This window comes from Herminiimonas aquatilis (assembly GCF_042665175.1).
Taxonomy (GTDB): Bacteria; Pseudomonadota; Gammaproteobacteria; order Burkholderiales; family Burkholderiaceae_D; genus Oxalicibacterium; species Oxalicibacterium aquatilis.
Window position 1 is genome coordinate 407,010 of the sequence record NZ_JBHTCC010000001.1, and the last position, 19,495, is coordinate 426,504.

Genomic DNA, 19,495 nt, shown 5'->3' on the forward strand with positions numbered 1-19,495 from the left:
TTGCACTTTGTAGCATCGCGAACCGTTAGCATTAACGATAAAGCCCTCCCGCCTTCAGGTGTTGAAGTTTATACACCGTCCCGGCGCAAAGCTTTTGTGCCGAAATCTCTCAGAGTTTTCACAGCTGTTTCTGTTTCGTTGGTTAGCTTTGCATTTTTGCGCATTTCGCAGTCTCCACTTGGACACGATCCAGGCTAGATCCTGCAGCGCTGCTTTATACGAAAGAAAATAATGACATTTGAATCACTAGGCCTCCACGCGTCCATCATCAAGGCATTGACTGAATCCGGCTACACCGCCCCTACAGGCGTGCAAGCACAAGCGATTCCTGCTGCGATCGAAGGCCGTGACATGATGGTCTCGTCGCAAACAGGCTCCGGCAAGACAGCGGCATTCATGCTGCCTGCTCTGCACAAGTTTGCAGTTCAATCAGAACAACAAGCACCTGAAGGCGGCAGAACGCCAAATCAGGAAGCGCAATCGGCACGCTCACGCGGCGATCGCCCACGCTTTAAAGCTGCTCAACCAAAAATGCTGGTGTTGACCCCAACCCGCGAACTGGCTTTGCAAGTCACCACTTCGACCGACAAGTACGGCGCGTTCATGAAGCGTGTCAAAGCTATTTCGATCCTGGGCGGCATGCCTTACCCAAAACAAATGCAATTATTGGCAAAGAACCCGGAGATCCTGGTTGCTACGCCAGGTCGTTTGATCGACCACATGGAATCGGGCAAAATCGATTTCTCCGAATTGCAAATTTTGGTACTGGACGAAGCTGATCGCATGCTGGACATGGGTTTTATCGATGACATCGAAAAAATCGTGGCAGCAACACCAGAAGGTCGTCAAACCATGCTGTTCTCGGCAACGCTCGACGGCACCGTCGGCACCATGGCTAAACGCATCACTAAAGACCCTTTGGTCATCCAGATTGCCGGCTCAGCCACCAAGCACGAAAACATCAAGCAAGGCGTACATTTTGTCGACGATCTGTCGCACAAGAATCGCCTGCTCGATCATCTGCTGCGTGACGAAACCATGGACCAGGCTGTTGTCTTCACCGCGACCAAGCGCGATGCAGACACGATTGCTGATCGTTTGAACATCGCCGGCTTCGCTGCTGCTGCGCTGCATGGCGACATGCATCAAGGCGCACGTAATCGTACACTTGACGGCCTGCGTCGCGGTCAAATCCGCGTCCTGGTTGCAACCGACGTTGCTGCACGCGGTATCGACGTTCCTGCGATCACGCACGTGTTCAACTACGATCTGCCGAAATTCCCGGAAGACTACGTTCACCGTATCGGTCGTACCGGTCGCGCTGGCCGTAACGGTATCGCGGTTTCGCTGGTCAATCATGCAGAAAGCATGAACGTCAAACGCATCGAGCGTTTCATCAAGCAATTGATCCCTGTCTCGGTAATCGAAGGTTTTGAGCCAAAACGTACGGCCTCGGCGCCACGTTCGAATCACAAACCAGGCGGCTGGAAACCAGGCGACAACCGTGGCAACGCGGCTAAACCAGGTCAACGCACATTCAGCAAACCGAATGCTCCACGCAACGATGGCGGTGGCTACAACAAAGGTCCACGTACCAGCGATGCAGGCGGTGCAACACGTCGTCCTTTCGGCGAGCGTTAATAGCTGATCAAGCTATAACCATAAACAAAAAGCCGGGCCAAAAGTGGTCCGGCTTTTTTACGTCGGTAACCTTTGTAAGGAAATGCAGCAGCTAGCGACTTTTCTGGTTTATGCGCTATATTGAAAGCGCACATAACAAGGAGAATATTCATGAAGCACCTGCTTATTTGCACTGCCTTTCTTATCAGTGCCACTGCCATCGCACCAACTCAAGCCATAGCAGAAGTCAGCGTTTCCGTTAATATCGGCACGGCACCGCCGCCGTTGCGGTATGAACCTATGCCTTCGCCACGTAGCGGTTATGTATGGGCGCCTGGTTACTGGAATTGGAATGGACATACACATGTATGGTCGGATGGTCACTGGGAACGCGAACGATCAGGCTATGTCTATGAATCTCCGGAATGGCATCAGCGCAATGGTCAATGGCAGTTAAATAAAGGTGGATGGAAATCGGGCAATCATAAGAACGGTGGTCACTGCCCTCCTGGTCAAGCCAAAAAAGGTAACTGCTAATCAGCAAGGATGATGCTCTTCAACAGCATCCGTTTTAAGGCATCATCTTGATACCTATAAAGCGGAGAAGAATCTGCTTCATAAACCTCAGCGAAAATACATGCCAAAACCGCTTCCGACCTTCTTCATCCCGCATGGCGGTGGGCCGTGTTTTTTCATGGACTGGCCGGGCGATCCGCATATGTGGGATCACATGGCAGATTTTTTGCGCAATTTGATCATGACTGTAGGCGCACGCCCAGAAGCGATCCTGATTATTTCGGGCCATTGGGAAGAGAACGAATTCACCGTGGGCGCCCATCCGCAACCGCCGCTGATTTACGATTATCACGGTTTCCCCGCACACACTTACCAATTAAGCTATCCGGCACCGGGGGCGCCTGAACTCGCTGCACGCGTCCAAAATCTGCTGACCAAGGCAGGTTTGACGGCACATGTTGATACGCAGCGCGGCTGGGATCATGGCGTCTTCATCCCGTTGAAAGTGATGGCTCCGGATGCGGATATACCGGTCGTACAACTATCGATGAAAAAAGGACTGGACCCAGCTACGCATATACGTGCAGGCGAAGCGCTGCAGATTTTGCGCAGCGAGGGTGTGTTGATCATTGGCAGCGGTATGAGCTTTCACAATATGCGCGGCTTCAATCCTGCATTTAAGGAAGCATCCGAACATTTCGATGACTGGCTGGCCGACGTGGCGACCAAGCCCGAAACAACGCGCAATACACTGTTGCAGCACTGGCAAGATGCGCCGAATGCGCGCGACGTACAGCCGCATCCGGACCATTTTCTGCCTTTGATGGTGGCAGCGGGCGCAGCCGGCAACGACCAAGGTAAACGGATATTCCAGGACACCGTGATGAATGTTGTCGTATCTGCAATCGCCTTTGGTGACATCGCGGAAACTTGACAAGGGCGGCCGCGATCACCTACATTAGCGAGATGTCCTCGACACATTTTCAATTCCGCACGACCTCGTACGCTGCCAGCGCCCTGCTAGCAACGCTACTACTATCGCTACGATTAAACTGATCGTCGCGCGCTGCGCACTGCACTGATGTACCTGCCGGTGTTAATCACCGGACCTCAAAAAACACCAAGGTTTCACCCGAAAAATGACTATCAAGGCCCTTCCTGCATCGTTCATCGCTGGCGCTCTTTCCGCCGTGATGGCCTGTGCGCGTGCTTTGCTATTACTACCGATCGATTACCTGGCCTCGCGTCGCGTGGCAAGTCAGGTAGCCTGTTGCCACAACGGATATTCCCAATTTTAAAAAATAGCAAAGCAAGGAAAACACATCATGATGTTGTCTAACCCAGAGCAAAAATATCGCGCCTTTGAACCTGTCCGTTTGACCGATCGTACCTGGCCCAATCAGGTGATTAGCAAAGCACCGATCTGGATGAGCACCGATCTCCGCGACGGTAATCAAGCACTGATCGAACCGATGGATCACGCCAAGAAATTGCGCTTCTTCGATATGCTGGTGCAAATCGGCCTGAAAGAGATCGAAGTGGCCTTCCCTTCTGCTTCGCAAACCGATTTTGACTTTGTACGCAGACTGATCGAAGAAAAACGTATTCCCGACGATGTCACGATTGAGGTCCTGTCGCCAGCGCGTGAAGACTTGATTCGCCGCACGGTTGAATCCGTGGTCGGTGCGCGTCGCGCCATAGTCCACATGTACAACGCGACTGCGCCTTCATTCCGCAAAATCATCTTTAATATGTCCAAGGATGAAGTCAAAGCAATGGCGGTTGCGGGCACCAAATTGATCAAGGAATTGACCGACGCGCATCCAGAAACTGAATGGGTATTTCAGTATTCGCCGGAAGCCTTCAGCATGACCGAACTCGACTACGCAAAAGAGATCTGTGACGCAGTCTCGGCGACTTGGCAGCCGAGACCTGAACGCAAGATGATCCTCAACCTGCCCGGCACCGTAGAAGCCAGCACGCCCAACGTTTATGCTGATCAAGTCGAATGGATGCATCGCAATATTGCGCGTCGCGACTCTATCGTGCTGAGCCTGCACCCGCACAATGACCGCGGTTGCGCCGTTGCCGCCGCTGAACTCGGCGTGATGGCTGGTGCGGATAGGATCGAAGGCTGCTTGTTCGGAAATGGCGAGCGTACTGGCAACGTCGATCTGGTCACGCTTGCGCTCAATCTTTATTCGCAAGGGATCAAACCAGATTTGGATTTTTCCGATGTCGATGCCGTGCGTCAGTGCGTGGAAGAGTGCAACCAGATTCCAGTACACCCACGTCATCCTTATGTTGGCGATTTGGTCTACACCGCTTTCTCTGGCTCGCATCAGGATGCGATCAAGAAAGGTTTTGCCAAGCAGGATCCGAATGGCATTTGGGAAGTCCCTTACATGCCGGTAGATCCAGCGGATCTGGGACGTAGTTACGATGCGGTCATTCGTATCAACAGTCAATCAGGAAAAGGAGGCATGACGTATTTGCTGGAGCAGGAATACGGTCTTGTCTTGCCACGTCGCCTGCAAATCGAATTCAGCCGGGCCGTACAACGCATCACCGACGAAACTGGTGGCGAAGTCGCAGCGACAGACATCCACAAAGTCTTCAACAGTGAATATCTGAATGCGGTAACGCCGTATCAATATCGCGGTCACCACATCGACGATACAAAAAGTGGTGAAGTGCAAATCAAGGTCGATCTTGAAAAAGACGGAAAAGCACTCTCTGTACAAGGTACCGGCAACGGCCCTATCGATGCCTTCATCAATGCATTGGGACTGGATATCAAACTGATGGATTTTCATGAACACGCGATCGGTGCTGGTGCCAGCGCCAATGCGGCCAGCTATGTCGAACTGCGCGTGAACAATGGCAGCACACGTTTTGGCGTCGGTATCGATGGGAATATCGTGACCGCATCGTTCCGCGCGGTATTGAGCGCAGTCAATCGCGATATTGCACTGTCCGCACAGTAATCATGTGCACTCAAGAAAAAGCCGCTGAGATCAGCGGCTTTTTTATTGTCAACTTGCGGTCTTGCTGCGAAATACTCTGCTTCGGTCAAGCCTCGCGAGTCAACCGGCACAAGCCTATCGTGCCAAACGTATGCCGGAAAACTGCCAGCGCGCCGTCGCCGGGAAAAAGTTTCGATAGGTCGCACGGCTATGGCCATCCGGCGTGACGCAGGATGAGCCGCGCAACACATACTGGTTGGACATGAACTTGCCGTTGTACTCACCCAATGCGCCAGCGGCAGTGGCATAGCCGGGATAGGCTGAATAACTGCTGGCCGTCCATTGCCAGCAATTGCCGAAAAATTGCATGCAGTCTTTCTGTGCGTCGTCCGAAGGCAATGCCAGCATTGCAGCGTGTTCCCACTCAGCCTCCGTCGGCAAACGTGCGCCAGCCCAGCGCGCATACGCATCTGCCTCAAAGTAAGCAATGTGGGTGACTGCCGCATCAAGGTTCAGTGCCTGCAATCCATGCAGGGAAAACGCATGCCATGTCGCAGCATCGCCATCACCGCACTGTTGCCAGTACAAAGGATGCGTGAGTTGCTGGGCCTGCACCCAATCCCATCCTTCCGAAAGCCACACAGCGGGATTTCCGTAGGCTCCAGATTCCACAAAAGCCAGATATTCGCGGTTGGTAACCAAACGTGATGCAAGCGCATACGGTTCCAGAAATTGTCTGTGTACCGGCATCTCATTATCGAAACAGAAGCCTTGATCGTCATGTCCGATTTGCACCACGCCACCATTGAAGGTTAACCACTGCAATTCTGCTGAGGGTTTTGCAACCAGGCGCGGCATTTCGGTATAAGCCGGCTTCAATGGATTGCATGACAGCAAATGCAAGACGTCCGTCATCATCAATTCCTGGTGTTGCTGCTCATGTTGCAAGCCAAGTTCCAGTAAATTCCCCAGCTCGACCTGGACATCGGTAAGCAGCGGATTCCGCAGCACCGCCAGCATACGAGCATCCACCTCGCGCCTGTAATTCAACACATCGGCAAATGGCGGGCGCGTCAGCAAGCCGCGTTGCGCACGTGCATGTTTGTCACCAATCCCGTTGTAATAGGAATTGAAGAGAACGCGGAAGGCGGGATGATAAGGCTGAAAGTCTGACTCAAAACGTTCGAGAATAAAGGTTTCAAAAAACCAGGTCGTGTGTGCCAAATGCCATTTGATCGGGCTGGCATCCGGCATCGACTGCACACAACAATCTTCTTCCGACAAGGGTTCAGCTAGCGCAACCGAATGCGCGCGTACCGTTTCAAAGCGCAAGGACAAATCATGCGACTCACTGAGGTATAGGCGTTCTGTCTGTACGTTCATGATGTTCCATAATGTTGAAGGTGAGACATTGATCACGAGACACTACTTGTTTAAATTCATCCTGCTCTTGATGGCCGGCAAAACGGAGCTGCCAAAGACAACTACTGAAGCGATTCGACCGCTCAGCCCATCCAGCGTTCCAACCCGCATCACAAGTCTTCTATCCAAGCCTTCTATCTCAAACCAGCCGCGCATGACACACCATAAACCACTGCTGCGGATCGCTCCAGGTGGTCACATTCCCGAATCCGGCTGCATTCAACAAACTGATAAAACCCTGACGCGAGTATTTATAACTATTCTCGGTGTGTATCCGCTCGCCACGCTCAAAGCGTCGCACACCATCTGGCCAACGCACAGTCTGATCTGACGCGGCCTCCAGATGCATTTCAACGCGGCTCAATTTTTCGTTGAAAAATCCACGATGGCGCCATTCGCGCACATCAAAATCAGCATCCAGCAAACGATTCAGATGCTGCAATAAATTCAGATTGAAGGACGCTGTCACACCCAGGGCATCATCATACGCCGCACTGAGTATCGTGTTTTCCTTGACCAGATCAACGCCGATCAGCAAACCACCGCCCTTCGCCCCGTCCTGCTCGCAAGCGGCTTTGATCTGCCGCAAAAATATCAGTGCTTCATCCGGTGTGAAATTGCCTATCGACGAGCCCGGATAAAAAAACAGGCGCTGCGCGCTACGTACCGTTTCCGGCAATACCAGACCAGCGGAAAAATCCGTGCCCACGCCCACCATGTCGATAGCCGGAAACCGCTGCTGCAACCGACTCACAGCATCGCTTAAAAAATCGATGGAGATATCGACAGGAACATACTGCGTCGGCTGCAAATATGGGAAAAGACTCGCAGCCTTCGCGCAATTACCGGCGCCGAGGTCAATCAGGGTCGCGCCAGTACCGCAAGCATCTGCAATCTCTTGCGCATGCTTGTGGAAAATTTCAGCCTCGGTACGAGTCGGATAATATTCCGGCAGTTCGCAAATAGCTTCAAACAATTTGGAACCCAACGCATCGTATAAATACTTCGGTGAAGTCGTCGCTTGCGGCGCAGTCAAACCTGCCAGGAGTTCATCTTCAACGGATTGTTTGCGTTGTTCTACGAGTTGAATAAATTGTGCCAAGCTGGCTGCTCCCTATTGTTGGATGTTGCAGATGGATGATTCGATGATATCGGTCTGACTATGCACAGGCTTGTGCGTTCCTCACTATCCGCTCAAATCTGCCGGTTTAATCAAGCAAAGCTTGTTCGCTGCGATACCATCCCCATATGGCATCGCAAGCCAGTGCAAATGCAGTGAAAACAATGTCATTTCTACCGTCATTACCGGTAAGACTTGCAAAATACCTGGGGTGACTGGTGCTAAGCTATGCCCACGATGCAGCGGGACTGACCTGCTTAGGCAACGTGGCAAGCACAGTGCGATAACCTTATCACGCAAAACAAGTACGCATGTGCGCGCCTATCGATGATCCTGCCAAGATCACGCCTTGAATTCGCATTATTTTAAGTAAAGCAGTGAACCATGATCCCGACGACGTCCAGAGAATTACAAAAAGGCAGTATCGCCACTTTGCGCGGACTCCTGACATTTCTACGCCCTTATGGAAAGCAGTTTGCACTGGCAGGCCTTGCCCTGGTGGTTGCTGCAGCGGCGACGCTGACAATTCCGTATGCATTCCGCCAGATGATTGATCTCGGTTTCGGTGCCAATGGCATCCACGACACCGCGAGCATCAATACCTACTTCCTCGCATTGTTCGGTGTCGCCTGCATACTGGCGGTCGCCACTGCTGCCCGTTTTTACATGGTCTCGTGGCTGGGTGAACGCGTGACTGCAGATGTACGCAGCGCCGTCTATTCGCATGTGGTGACACAGAGCCCGCAGTTTTTTGAAACCACACAAAGCGGTGAAGTCCTGTCGCGCATCACCACCGATACGACGCTGATTCAAACCCTGATCGGCACCAGCATATCGATGGCTTTGCGCAATGTGCTGTTGTTCATCGGCGGCCTCGTGATGCTGTTCGTGACGAGCATCAAACTGTCCTCGATTATTGTGGTGATGCTGATCGCAACGGTCTTGCCCATCGTATGGTTCGGTCGGCGCGTGCGCACGCTGTCGCGTGATTCCCAGGACCGGGTTGCCGATGCATCAGCGCTGGCAGGTGAAATCCTGAACGCCATGCCGACTGTCCAGGCCTTCACACATGAAGAGATTGAATCCAGTCGTTTCGGCAAAACCGTGGAAGCAGCGTTCAAGACGGCAATGCGCCGCATACGCGCGCGCTCCATGCTGACGATGATCGCGATCCTGCTGATTTTTGGCGCCATCGTTTTCGTGTTGTGGCTGGGTGCCCATGCGGTCATCAACGGCACGATGAGCGGCGGCGAGTTGGGCCAGTTCATTTTATACTCGGCCATAGTCGCCGGCGCGATCGGCGCGCTCTCTGAAGTGATGGGCGATGCGCAGCGGGCTGCGGGTGCAACCGAACGCCTGCTGGAATTGCTGGCCGTGCAGTCGCCTATCTCGTCACCGGTATCGCCAGTCACATTGCCACCGCGGCGTGCCAATGGCGCTGCCTTGGCACTGGATCTGGTGACTTTCCACTATCCGTCGCGTCCATTGACACCGGCCCTGTCCAATCTGTCGGTCGCAATCAAGGCTGGCGAAACGGTCGCGATCGTCGGCCCGTCCGGTGCCGGCAAGACTTCGCTGTTCCAGTTGTTGTTGCGTTTTTATGATCCACAGGAAGGCGTGATCGAACTCGACGGCATCGATATCCGTCAGCTCGATCTGCACGATTTGCGCAACACGATAGGCATCGTGCCGCAAGACACCGTGATCTTCTCTGCCAATGCGATGGAGAACATACGCTACGGCCGTCCCAATGCCACCGACGACGAAGTCATCGCGGTTGCGAAACTTGCCGCCGCCCACGAATTCATTGAACGCCTGCCGGAAGGCTATCTCTCCTTCCTCGGCGAGCGTGGCGTGCGCCTGTCAGGCGGCCAACGCCAGCGCATCGCCATCGCCCGCGCCTTGTTGAAAAACCCGCCTCTACTCTTGCTCGACGAAGCCACCAGCGCGCTGGATGCTGAATCCGAGCGTCTGGTGCAAGGCGCACTGGAAGCGGCGATGGTCGGCCGCACCACACTGGTCATCGCGCATAGACTGGCAACCGTCAAACGTGCCGACCGCATCATCGTGATGGAACACGGCCGCATTGTCGAAACCGGCACGCATGCATCGCTGGTTGCCGCTGGCGGCTTGTACGCCAGTCTCGCCGCGCTGCAGTTCGGTCAGCATTAAACTCGATCTGGCCGGCTCGTCTGTCTATCGGCCCGTTCAGTTAAAATAGCGGTTTTCTACGGAATATGGGGATACCTATGTTCCGCTGCCAACAAAAATCACAAACGGACTATGCATGAAACAATATCTTGACCTGGTGCGGACCGTCCTCGACTCCGGAACCTGGCAGGAAAATCGTACCGGCATCCGCACCATCAGTATTCCCGGTGCGATGCTGCGTTTCGATCTGCAAAAAGACGGTTTCCCAGCGATCACTACCAAGCGCCTGGCGTTCAAATCGGTCATCGGCGAGTTGATCGGCTTTTTGCGTGCAAGCCGCAGCGCCGCCGAATTCCGCGCGCTGGGTTGCAAGGTCTGGGATCAGAATGCGAATGAAAACGCCGAATGGCTGGCAAATCCGTATCGCCTAGGTGACGACGATCTGGGCCCGGTGTACGGCGTGCAATGGCGCCAATGGCCAGCCTACAAATTGCTGGATGCTGATAACAAAGACCAAATCAAGGATGCGCAAAAACGCGGTTTTCGCCTGGTCTCGGCGGTCAGCGACGACGGCGTCGACAAAGTCTTGATGTACAAGGCAATCGATCAGCTACGTGATTGTCTGGATACCATCATCAACAATCCTGGCAGTCGCCGCATCCTGTTCCACGGCTGGAACTGCGCCGACCTCGACGCGATTGCACTGCCTGCCTGTCATTTGCTGTATCAATTCATCCCGAATGCGACGACTAAAGAGATTTCGCTGTGCCTGTACATCCGCAGCAATGATCTCGGCCTCGGAACGCCTTTCAATCTGGCGGAAGCGGCAGCTTTGCTGCACGTAGTCGGACGCCTGACCGGCTACAAGCCGAAGTGGTTCACTTACTTCATCGGCGATGCACATATCTATGAAAATCATCTGGATATGTTGAATGAACAAATGACGCGCGAACCATATGCAGCCCCTAAGCTGGTGTTGTCGGATCGCATCCCTGATTACGCCACTACTGGCAAATACGAACCGGAATGGCTGGAAAAACTCGAACCCGGCGATTTCAGCCTCGAAAACTACGAACATCACGCGCCACTGACTGCGCCGATGGCGGTTTAATCCTGTTCCCTGAACGAATCACATGCCTGCACACCTGACCATCGTCGTCGCTACCGATACCAATAATGGCATCGGCATCAACAACACCCTGCCCTGGCATTTGCCGGAAGATCTGGCGCACTTCAAGCGCACGACCTCCGGGCACACCATCATCATGGGGCGCAAGACCTTCGATTCCATCGGCCGACCTTTACCGAACCGCCGCAATATTGTCATTACGCGTAATCCCGACTGGCAACATGCCGGCGTGGAAGCCGTGACCTCAATTGCTGCGGCCAAAGAACTGATAGGCAATCAGCAGGCGTTCATCATCGGCGGCGCGCAGATTTACGCCGATACGCTCGCGGCCACCGACCGCCTGATCGTGACCAAGATAGGCAAGAGCTTCAACTGCGATGCATTTTTCCCGGCGATAGACCTCAAAGAATGGCAGGAAGTAGCGCATGAGGAACATCATTCCGAGGCGAATGGTTTCGATTACGCTTACATTACCTATGACCGTATCGGCCAAGACTGAGCTTGAGCCAAAGTTTTTGTCATACCGCCGTCACGCTCACGCGCGACACTAGTGACCATTCCTGTCGTATCACTCTGGTAACAAGGGGCCGTAGTTCACCAGATCCGCGGCTTTTTCTCCCCAAATTCTGTATATATCTGCGAAAATTCGCTTTCCTTATTAGGTGCCCAATGGGTACCACTTCCGTCGTCTTGGAGACTGCATGAAATTCCGTTTTCCCATCGTCATCATTGATGAAGATTTTCGTTCCGAAAATACCTCGGGCCTTGGCATCCGCGCGCTCGCCGATGCGATGGAAAAAGAAGGCATGGAAGTGCTGGGCGTCACCAGTTATGGCGACCTGTCGCAATTCGCGCAGCAGCAATCGCGCGCATCCGCTTTCATCCTGTCTATCGACGATGAGGAATTCGGCGCAGGCTCGTTTGAAGAAACCGATCACGCGCTGAAATCGCTGCGCGCTTTCGTGGAAGAAATTCGCCACAAGAATGCCGACATCCCGATTTATCTGTATGGCGAAACACGCACTTCACGCCACATTCCGAATGACATCCTGCGCGAACTGCACGGCTTCATTCACATGTTTGAAGATACGCCGGAATTCGTCGCACGCCACATCATCCGCGAAGCCAAATCCTACATGGATGGCTTGTCGCCGCCATTTTTCCGCGCGCTGGTTCATTACGCGCAAGATGGCTCATATTCATGGCACTGCCCTGGCCACTCGGGCGGCGTCGCTTTTCTGAAATCGCCTATCGGCCAGATGTTCCATCAATTCTTTGGTGAAAACATGTTGCGCGCCGACGTCTGCAACGCGGTCGAAGAGCTCGGCCAGTTGCTCGATCACACCGGCCCGGTCGCCGCATCCGAACGTAATGCTGCGCGTATCTTCAACGCCGATCATTGCTACTTCGTGACAAACGGCACATCGACCTCGAACAAGATGGTCTGGCACTCGACAGTCGCGCCCGGCGACATCGTGGTCGTTGATCGCAACTGCCACAAATCGATTCTGCATTCGATCATCATGTGCGGCGCGATTCCGGTATTCCTGATGCCGACCCGTAATCACCTCGGCATCATCGGCCCAATTCCATTGGCCGAGTTCACGATGGAAAACATCCGCAAGAAGATCGAAGCCAATCCCTTTGCGCGCGAAGCCGTCAACAAGAAGCCACGTATCCTGACGATCACGCAATCGACTTACGACGGCGTGATCTACAACGTCGAAACGCTGAAAGACATGCTGGATGGCGAAATCGATACGCTGCATTTCGATGAAGCCTGGCTGCCGCATGCGACGTTCCACGATTTTTACAAAAACATGCACGCGATCGGCAAAGACCGTCCGCGCGCCAAAGAGTCGATGATTTTCTCGACGCAATCGACACACAAATTGCTGGCCGGCCTGTCGCAGGCATCGCAAATTCTGGTGCGCGAATCCGAGAAAGTGAAGCTGGATCAGGATGCCTTCAATGAAGCGTACTTGATGCACACATCGACCTCGCCGCAGTATTCGATCATCGCGTCCTGCGACGTTGCTGCTGCCATGATGGAAGCACCAGGCGGCACCGCGCTGGTAGAAGAAAGTATTTTTGAGGCACTCGACTTCCGCCGCGCCATGCGCAAGATCGAAGCAGAATGGGGCCAGGCCGACTGGTGGTTCAAGGTCTGGGGACCGGACACCTTCAGCGAAGAAGGCATAGGGACGCAAGACGACTGGATGATACGCGCCGAAGATACCTGGCATGGCTTCGGCGATCTGGCACCGGGCTTCAATATGCTCGATCCGATCAAGGCAACCATCGTCAATCCTGGCTTGTCACTCGACGGCAAGTTTGGCGAATCGGGTATTCCGGCGTCTATCGTGACCAAGTATCTGGCTGAACACGGCGTCATCATTGAAAAATGCGGGCTGTACTCCTTCTTCATCATGTTCACGATCGGCATCACCAAAGGTCGCTGGAACACGCTTCTGACCGCGCTGCAACAGTTCAAGGACGACTACGACAAGAACCAGCCTATGTGGCGCATCCTGCCGGAATTCGCTGCGGCGAACCCGCGCTATGAACGCGTCGGCCTGCGCGATCTGTGCCAGCAGATACATGATTTCTACAAGGCATATGACGTGGCACGCCTGACCACCGAGATGTATCTGTCCGACATGCAGCCAGCGATGAAACCGTCGGATGCATTCGCCAAGATGGCGCATCGCGAGATCGATCGCGTACCTATCGACGAACTGGAAGGCCGCGTGACGTCCATCCTGTTGACGCCGTATCCACCAGGTATTCCTTTGCTGATCCCAGGTGAACGCTTCAACAAGACCATCGTCGATTACCTGCGTTTTGCACGCGACTTCAACGAGAAATTCCCTGGCTTCGAAACCGACGTCCACGGTTTGGTGACGCGTGAAGTCGACGGCCGACGCGGCTACTTCGTCGATTGCGTGCGTCAATAAGAACGCGCAAATTGACGCATCGATAGCGTCACCACAATAAAATAATGCAGCCTGGTGCTGCATTATTTATTTCCGGCACCTATCTGCATCAACCAGACTATTCCACTTCCGCGCAAAGGAGCCCGCCATGAAACCACGCATCTCCGTCATCACCCTTGGGGTCGATGACCTCGACAAATCACTGCGTTTCTATCGCGACGGACTTGGCCTGCAAACAGACGGCATCATCGGACAGGAATTCGCACATGGCGCAGTTGCCTTCTTTGATTTGCAAAGCGGCTTGAAACTCGCCCTCTGGCCACGCCAAAGTATTGCTCACGATACCGGCCTCGCCGTCACGCCGAGCAGCGCAACGGACTTCACCATCGGCCACAATGCCGGATCAAGGGACGACGTGGATGCACTGATGCTGCAGGCAAAAGATGCCGGCGCAACCATCGTCAAGGCCCCGCACGATACCTTCTGGGGTGGCTACGCGGGCTACTTCAAGGACCTGGATCACCATCTATGGGAAGTTGTCTGGAATCCCGCTTGGGATGCACAGGATTGATCGCTGTGGCATCCGATATCAGTAGCATGAAATTTGAGCATTCCTTCACATACCTCGTCAACCAGCCTTGCCAATTTACAAGAAACGCCATCAATGCATAAAATTACGCTCTTGCTTTGCAGCCTGCTGATCGCAGGCACCACGGTAACCTCCGAGGCTGCCGACAAGCACAGAACTATCAGCGCGACCATGCCGCAAGGCATGACCGTCGTCGCAGAAGAAGGCATGCTGGAGCCGCGCAGTGCCGGCAGCTACAGCTTGCAACTCTATGCAAAGAACGATCCGGCTTACCCCTATGATCGATTCATCACCGGTCTGGTAAGGCCGCGCAACGGTGCACTGACAGAAATCAGGTTCGCAGATCTGACCAATGATGGCAAAGCGGAGATCATCGTCATCACGCGCTATACCGGCAGTGGCGCATTTGTGACGGTAGATGCATTCAGCATACGGAACAACTCAGTACGTTTGCTGACGTCCATCGCAGGAATGGATGCGAAGAAAGATCCCATCAAGGCGCTGAAGAGTAAATTGCATCGTGGACGCTGACCTTGCTTGCGTCTTTGAGATGCGAGGTCTGCAATTTGATTTAAGGAAGAGAAGCGCAAATAACTGATTGCCGCCACTGGAAAGCGCGCGGCTTTCCAGTGGCACATTCACTTTCACACCTACGCTTACGCTTTGCGAATCTGCTCAAGCAACTTCTCGGCGACCAATTGCGACGAGGCTGGATTCTGGCCTGTGATCAATTGACCGTCCACTACTGCATAGGCGGCCCAGTCTGCACCCTTGCTGTAAATGCCGCCGCGCTCCCTGAGCCTGTCCTCCAGCATGAACGGCACTACGTCGCTGAGTTCGACCGCATCTTCCTCACCGTTCGAAAAGCCGGTTACCTTACGGCCCTTGACCAGATAGTCACCGTTGGCATCGCGTACATTCACCAATGCCGCCGGGGCATGACATACTGCCGCTACCGGCTTGCCTGCACGCACAAAAGCCTCCAGCAAGGTGATTGATGTCGGATTGTCCGGCATATCCCACATCGGGCCGTGGCCGCCCGGATAAAAGACGCCGTCGAAGTCCTCCGCCCTCATGTCTGAGAGATTCTTCGTGCTGGCCAGCTGCTTCCTGGCAGCGACATCATTGGCAAAACGTTCTGTACTTTCCGTCTGCGAATCCGGCCCGTCGCTCTTGGGATCAAGCGGCGGCTGACCGCCCTTGGGCGAGGCAAGCACCACTTCTGCACCACCGTCCTTAAGCACATAAAAAGGCGTGGTGAATTCCTCCAGCCAGAAACCGGTTTTCTTGCCAGTGTCGCCGAGGCGGTCGTGTGAAGTCAGAACAAGAAGGATTTTCATGGGTGCTCCAGATGTTGCTGCAGAACAAAATGGTTCGGCAGAATTGAGGGTTAAAACAGCCAAACACGAAAACGCTGCGCTTCGCCAACAACCTTAAGAGTAGATGATAGCGCCCATCGTTCCATCAAACAAAAATCGGGACGGCAATGTCAGACTCGCCACGTCCTTCGCTATTACTCCAGACGGACATAACTCACCGTCAGCATTTCCCATTGATGGCCGTCGGGCTCATTCCAGTAGACGATACTGCCGCCATGCAGCGTATCGACTTGGTAATCAACCGGGCCATGTACCTTGCTGCGATAGGCTATGCCAGCACGCTGGATGCGCGCGAGGATGGCAGTGAATTCGTCCTGACTGACACGAAAAAAATAATGCATCGATGGCACCGGATCGCGCCAGTCATCGAAGTCCAGCGTCAAGCCATCGTTTAGATAAACCGGTGCAAACGGCCCTACTCCAGTTTCAGACCATGGAAGGTCCAGCAATTCAGCCAGCATTTTTGCTGGCAGCCACCTTGTTGCGCGATGGCACCAGAAGGTGATCAAGATGCACAGTCATCATGTACTCCATTCCAGATTTGCACGGTGCGTAGCGACAGGGAATTCCTAAGACGACGCCATCCGTCGTTCACGCTGTCTGTACCGCAGCCTTATGCAGATAATCATTGATGTTCACCTCATCTATCTGCTCGGCTGTCATATAACAATGTGCGTATTCCAGGTAGACACCTGACTCCAGGAATAACGTAAAAAGCTCTGTATCGATGTGCTGATCCTTGCTCATGAAAGCCATGATCTTCAGCGCTTCCGACAGCGGCTTACCTTTCTTGTAAGGACGATCTGCAGCAGTCAGCGCCTCGAAAATATCGGCGATGGCCATCATCCGTGCGACCGGACTCATTTCTTCCCGCTTCAACATCCTCGGATAACCAGTCCCATCCATTTTTTCATGATGTCCGCCGGCGATCTCGGGTACCTGACGCAGATGCCGCGGGAAAGGTAATTGCGACAACATGACGATGGTCTGCATGATGTGTTCGTTGATCTTGTAACGATCTTCTTCCGACAAGGTCCCGCGACTGACGGACAGGTTGTGCAGCTCGCCGCGATTGTAAAGAAGCTCAGGCGCCTTGACGCGGAATCCCCATTTATTATCCGGCGCGATCTTGTCTTGCGCACGACGTTCAAACAAATGCTCAGGCTTGTCAGCCATCAAAGGCTCAGTTACCGGCAATGACGCTCCCGACCCAGCGGACTTACGCTGTTTTTCTTCATGTGAAATCCCCATCGTATCGTCCAGCGTACGCAACCAAGTGCGCGCTGCGATCAGCTTCAGGCGCTCTACCTTTTCTGGCGCCATGAATTCGCCGCCTTCATTGCACGTCGCGACAAAAGCAAATTCTTCATCCAGCTCGCGCCACTCTTCAGCCAACCTTGCCTCTGCGATCTGCTTGTTTTCGCCGGCGGCGATCGCGCGCAGGCAATTGATCTCGACGTCGCGCTTGATGACTTCAAAGCGCATACGCACTTCATGGATACGGTCGTAAATCGTTTCCAGCTTGGTGGCCTTATCCACTATGTATTCGGGGGTAGTCACCTTGCCGCAATCATGCAGCCATGCGGCGACATGCACCGCTTCCCATTCATCCTTGCTCAGATCGAAGTCGGCGTAGGGGCCGCTGTCTTGCACACATGCCGCCCGCGCCAGCATCTTGGTCAACTCAGGCACGCGCGCGCAATGGCCACCGGTATAAGCACTCTTGGCATCGATCGCCCCTGCGATCAATTGTATAAAGGCTTCAAACAATGCCTTTTGATCGCGGATCAGGCCTCGCGTTTCCATCGAACTACTGGCGGAATCCGACAAGGCGCCAACGAAAGCCAGCTGCGCACTGCTAATGCGCGTCTTGCGTTTCAACAGCATCAGCCCTAGCAACTCATGCTGCCGATTGCAAAGCGGCACCGCGACCATCCATGACGCCTCTGTCTGCTCGCACAATGCATTCAAACCCGCAGCTACCACTTCGTCGGCCGTCAGCATTGCATCCTGTGCCTGCTGCTGGTCGATTGCCGTTTGCAAGCTCGTCGGCAGCATATCCAAATCCAGGGGATGTAAACCACGGCTGACTTCTTCACCATTTTTCGACACCGCCGTGAACGGCAGCAGCTTATCGCCGTCTATCAGATACAGTGCACCTGACTGCGCCTCGCCGGCGACCATGGTTTCGCGTAACAACATCGGCAGCAGTTTTTCAAAATCGTTCTCCGCTGCGACCGCATGCGTCATGTCCATAAACTTGCGTACCGTGCTCTTCATTAGGTCCATGGTTTCGGCCAGTGAATTCACCTCGCTGATATGTGAGCGCAAAACGATAGGCTGATCGAACTCAAACTGACGGATAGCCTCGGCTTCATTGGCAAGTATCCGCATCGATTTGGAAATGGCGCGCGCCACAAACCAGATCACAGGCAGCGCAATCAGGATAACCAGCAGGGTAATCAGGATAGAGGCGGAACGAATTTTCAGCGCAGTGGCGAACAACTCGCTCTTCGGAATCGCCGTCATCAGGTATAAGGGCTCGGAGCCTTCGAGTGCTATCGGCAACACGGAAACACGCCAGTCCTCGCCTTCCACCTCAACCGTTCTTGCAATGCCTTGCGATGCCATATTTTTCGTAATCGAGCTAACCGACCCGGCCAGCGCAGGAATGTCGAAATCATCCAGATGCTTAAGTACAGCCTCCCCCTGCGCGCCAGGTTTTGCTGGCACCGCGATCAACCGCCCCAAATCCTCGTAGGCCACCACATGGCCATCACGACTGACCAATACCAACTGACTGGAGGGTGTCACCTTCTGCCGGTGCAAAGCCGCACCCAAGGCAGACAGGGGAATGTCGGCAGCAATCACCGCATGGCCATTCTGCGCCCGCTTGGCGACCGTCAGACCAACCTTGCCGATCGAGAAAAAAAGATAGGGTTCGGTCGTGATGGTGCCCGCAGCACCCTGTGCACTCCGATACCAGCCGCGCTGGCGTGGATCGAACTCTGCAGCGTATTCCGGGTGTGCCTCTTCGGCCAGAACCTGCATCTGCGCATCCAGATAGATGTACTTTCCCTCCACAGCGCTATTGCCGTGCTCAATGCTGCGCAGTTGATAGCGGCTCCCTTCGGGAGCGCGGTACTTGATGTGCTCCTCCTCGCTATCAAGGCGATGCACAAAAAAATAGTCGCCGGTGTCGTAACCGATAAAAAGAGAAGTCAGGCCCGCGTCATTTTCCAACGCAGGCAGGAAGACGTCAAAGCTGGCAAGACGCTCCTGCAGCGATTCTGCAGAAGTCAGCTGGTGATAACTGAGAAGCTCTACGCTGGTATTGGCCGGGCCGATAATGCCCTTGATCTCACCGGCAATTTCGCGGCTGGCACGCTGGGTCAGATCCTGCGCTGACGTCTCCAGCATGTCATAAGACATTTGATAACTGACACCGGCAATGAGACCGCTAATGACGAGCGTCATCAAAAGAAAAAGCGTGGACAGGTGTATATGCAGAGGAAACTTGAACTTCATGAAGCACCTACCCATCTGTGAAATTGTCAGGGAATCAAGTGATGCTTATTCTGCTACAGATTTGTTAAATGCTCATGCAAAAAACATGATTTTTGGCAATGTTTTTGACAATATTTGATGGCATATCCGGTTCAAGCAT

The 19,495-nt window shown here is 53.8% G+C and carries 15 protein-coding genes and 1 pseudogene; 10 read left to right on the plus strand and 6 right to left on the minus strand.

The genetic code is table 11. The annotated features are described in order from the left end of the window. Window positions 1-231 precede the first annotated feature (231 nt). Window positions 232-1,641, plus strand: coding sequence for a DEAD/DEAH box helicase (locus ACFQO0_RS01785; protein ID WP_382232336.1), 1,410 nt, complete (start codon window positions 232-234; stop codon window positions 1,639-1,641). On the opposite strand, the gene ACFQO0_RS01790 is transcribed toward ACFQO0_RS01785, so the two are convergent. Beyond that, window positions 1,638-1,793: a hypothetical protein gene (locus ACFQO0_RS01790; RefSeq protein ID WP_382232337.1), complete on the minus strand. Its 156-nt coding sequence runs from the start codon at window positions 1,791-1,793 to the stop codon at window positions 1,638-1,640. The genes ACFQO0_RS01785 and ACFQO0_RS01790 overlap by 4 nt on opposite strands. 127 nt (window positions 1,794-1,920) lie before the next feature. Here ACFQO0_RS01790 and ACFQO0_RS01795 point away from each other — a divergent pair. The 3 genes and pseudogenes from ACFQO0_RS01795 to leuA all read left to right on the plus strand — a co-directional run. Then, window positions 1,921-1,974 (plus strand): annotated as a pseudogene (locus ACFQO0_RS01795) (hypothetical protein); the annotation flags it as partial. 283 nt (window positions 1,975-2,257) lie between these two features. Next, the gene (locus ACFQO0_RS01800) at window positions 2,258-3,070 is read left to right on the plus strand and encodes a DODA-type extradiol aromatic ring-opening family dioxygenase (RefSeq protein WP_382232338.1); all 813 of its coding nucleotides are present in this window, start codon (window positions 2,258-2,260) and stop codon (window positions 3,068-3,070) included. Window positions 3,071-3,461: 391 nt separating this feature from the next. Further along, window positions 3,462-5,123 carry a 2-isopropylmalate synthase gene (leuA, locus tag ACFQO0_RS01805; RefSeq protein ID WP_382232340.1) on the plus strand — a complete coding sequence of 554 codons (1,662 nt, stop codon included), beginning with the start codon at window positions 3,462-3,464 and terminating at the stop codon, window positions 5,121-5,123. Window positions 5,124-5,237: 114 nt separating this feature from the next. On the opposite strand, the gene egtB is transcribed toward leuA, so the two are convergent. Both egtB and egtD read right to left on the minus strand, forming a co-directional pair. Next, window positions 5,238-6,485, minus strand: a complete 1,248-nt coding sequence (gene egtB / locus ACFQO0_RS01810; RefSeq protein WP_382232341.1) for an ergothioneine biosynthesis protein EgtB — start codon at window positions 6,483-6,485, stop codon at window positions 5,238-5,240. A 178-nt stretch (window positions 6,486-6,663) separates the two neighbouring features. Further along, window positions 6,664-7,626: an L-histidine N(alpha)-methyltransferase gene (gene egtD, locus ACFQO0_RS01815; RefSeq protein ID WP_382232342.1), complete on the minus strand. Its 963-nt coding sequence runs from the start codon at window positions 7,624-7,626 to the stop codon at window positions 6,664-6,666. 402 nt (window positions 7,627-8,028) lie between these two features. On the opposite strand from egtD, the gene ACFQO0_RS01820 reads away from it, so the two are divergent. From ACFQO0_RS01820 to ACFQO0_RS01845, 6 genes are all read left to right on the plus strand, one after another. Then, window positions 8,029-9,816 (plus strand): ABC transporter transmembrane domain-containing protein, encoded by a 1,788-nt coding sequence (locus tag ACFQO0_RS01820; RefSeq protein WP_382232343.1) that lies wholly within the window; start codon window positions 8,029-8,031, stop codon window positions 9,814-9,816. Between the two features lie 115 nt (window positions 9,817-9,931). Next, window positions 9,932-10,906, plus strand: coding sequence for a thymidylate synthase (locus tag ACFQO0_RS01825; RefSeq protein WP_382232344.1), 975 nt, complete (start codon window positions 9,932-9,934; stop codon window positions 10,904-10,906). A 22-nt stretch (window positions 10,907-10,928) separates the two neighbouring features. After that, on the plus strand, window positions 10,929-11,423 hold the full coding sequence (locus ACFQO0_RS01830; RefSeq protein WP_382232345.1) for a dihydrofolate reductase: 495 nt from the start codon (window positions 10,929-10,931) through the stop codon (window positions 11,421-11,423). Between the two features lie 202 nt (window positions 11,424-11,625). Continuing rightward, complete coding sequence (locus ACFQO0_RS01835; RefSeq protein ID WP_382232346.1) at window positions 11,626-13,881, plus strand: Orn/Lys/Arg family decarboxylase; 2,256 nt, start codon at window positions 11,626-11,628, stop codon at window positions 13,879-13,881. A gap of 127 nt (window positions 13,882-14,008) precedes the next feature. Beyond that, a complete protein-coding gene (locus ACFQO0_RS01840) occupies window positions 14,009-14,431 on the plus strand; it encodes a VOC family protein (RefSeq protein ID WP_382232347.1) in 423 nt (140 codons plus the stop codon). A gap of 93 nt (window positions 14,432-14,524) precedes the next feature. Continuing rightward, window positions 14,525-14,980: a PliI family lysozyme inhibitor of I-type lysozyme gene (locus ACFQO0_RS01845; protein WP_382232348.1), complete on the plus strand. Its 456-nt coding sequence runs from the start codon at window positions 14,525-14,527 to the stop codon at window positions 14,978-14,980. Window positions 14,981-15,105: 125 nt separating this feature from the next. On the opposite strand, the gene ACFQO0_RS01850 is transcribed toward ACFQO0_RS01845, so the two are convergent. From ACFQO0_RS01850 to ACFQO0_RS01860, 3 genes are all read right to left on the minus strand, one after another. Next, window positions 15,106-15,789 carry a type 1 glutamine amidotransferase domain-containing protein gene (locus ACFQO0_RS01850; protein ID WP_382232349.1) on the minus strand — a complete coding sequence of 228 codons (684 nt, stop codon included), beginning with the start codon at window positions 15,787-15,789 and terminating at the stop codon, window positions 15,106-15,108. A 173-nt stretch (window positions 15,790-15,962) separates the two neighbouring features. Continuing rightward, the gene (locus tag ACFQO0_RS01855) at window positions 15,963-16,289 is read right to left on the minus strand and encodes a VOC family protein (protein ID WP_382232351.1); all 327 of its coding nucleotides are present in this window, start codon (window positions 16,287-16,289) and stop codon (window positions 15,963-15,965) included. Between the two features lie 130 nt (window positions 16,290-16,419). Further along, complete coding sequence (locus tag ACFQO0_RS01860) at window positions 16,420-19,356, minus strand: HD domain-containing phosphohydrolase (RefSeq protein WP_382232352.1); 2,937 nt, start codon at window positions 19,354-19,356, stop codon at window positions 16,420-16,422. Between the last annotated feature and the right edge of the window lie 139 nt (window positions 19,357-19,495).

Excerpts from the sequence above, each read along its gene's own strand:
- ACFQO0_RS01785 (WP_382232336.1), top strand. The coding sequence starts at position 232 with ATGACATTTGAATCACTAGGCCTCCACGCGTCCATCATCAAGGCATTG.
- ACFQO0_RS01790 (WP_382232337.1), bottom strand. The coding sequence starts at position 1,793 with ATGAATATTCTCCTTGTTATGTGCGCTTTCAATATAGCGCATAAACCA.
- ACFQO0_RS01800 (WP_382232338.1), top strand. The coding sequence starts at position 2,258 with ATGCCAAAACCGCTTCCGACCTTCTTCATCCCGCATGGCGGTGGGCCG.
- leuA (WP_382232340.1), top strand. The coding sequence starts at position 3,462 with ATGATGTTGTCTAACCCAGAGCAAAAATATCGCGCCTTTGAACCTGTC.
- egtB (WP_382232341.1), bottom strand. The coding sequence starts at position 6,485 with ATGAACGTACAGACAGAACGCCTATACCTCAGTGAGTCGCATGATTTG.
- ACFQO0_RS01820 (WP_382232343.1), top strand. The coding sequence starts at position 8,029 with ATGATCCCGACGACGTCCAGAGAATTACAAAAAGGCAGTATCGCCACT.
- ACFQO0_RS01825 (WP_382232344.1), top strand. The coding sequence starts at position 9,932 with ATGAAACAATATCTTGACCTGGTGCGGACCGTCCTCGACTCCGGAACC.
- ACFQO0_RS01830 (WP_382232345.1), top strand. The coding sequence starts at position 10,929 with ATGCCTGCACACCTGACCATCGTCGTCGCTACCGATACCAATAATGGC.
- ACFQO0_RS01835 (WP_382232346.1), top strand. The coding sequence starts at position 11,626 with ATGAAATTCCGTTTTCCCATCGTCATCATTGATGAAGATTTTCGTTCC.
- ACFQO0_RS01840 (WP_382232347.1), top strand. The coding sequence starts at position 14,009 with ATGAAACCACGCATCTCCGTCATCACCCTTGGGGTCGATGACCTCGAC.
- ACFQO0_RS01845 (WP_382232348.1), top strand. The coding sequence starts at position 14,525 with ATGCATAAAATTACGCTCTTGCTTTGCAGCCTGCTGATCGCAGGCACC.
- ACFQO0_RS01850 (WP_382232349.1), bottom strand. The coding sequence starts at position 15,789 with ATGAAAATCCTTCTTGTTCTGACTTCACACGACCGCCTCGGCGACACT.
- ACFQO0_RS01855 (WP_382232351.1), bottom strand. The coding sequence starts at position 16,289 with ATGCTGGCTGAATTGCTGGACCTTCCATGGTCTGAAACTGGAGTAGGG.
- ACFQO0_RS01860 (WP_382232352.1), bottom strand. The coding sequence starts at position 19,356 with ATGAAGTTCAAGTTTCCTCTGCATATACACCTGTCCACGCTTTTTCTT.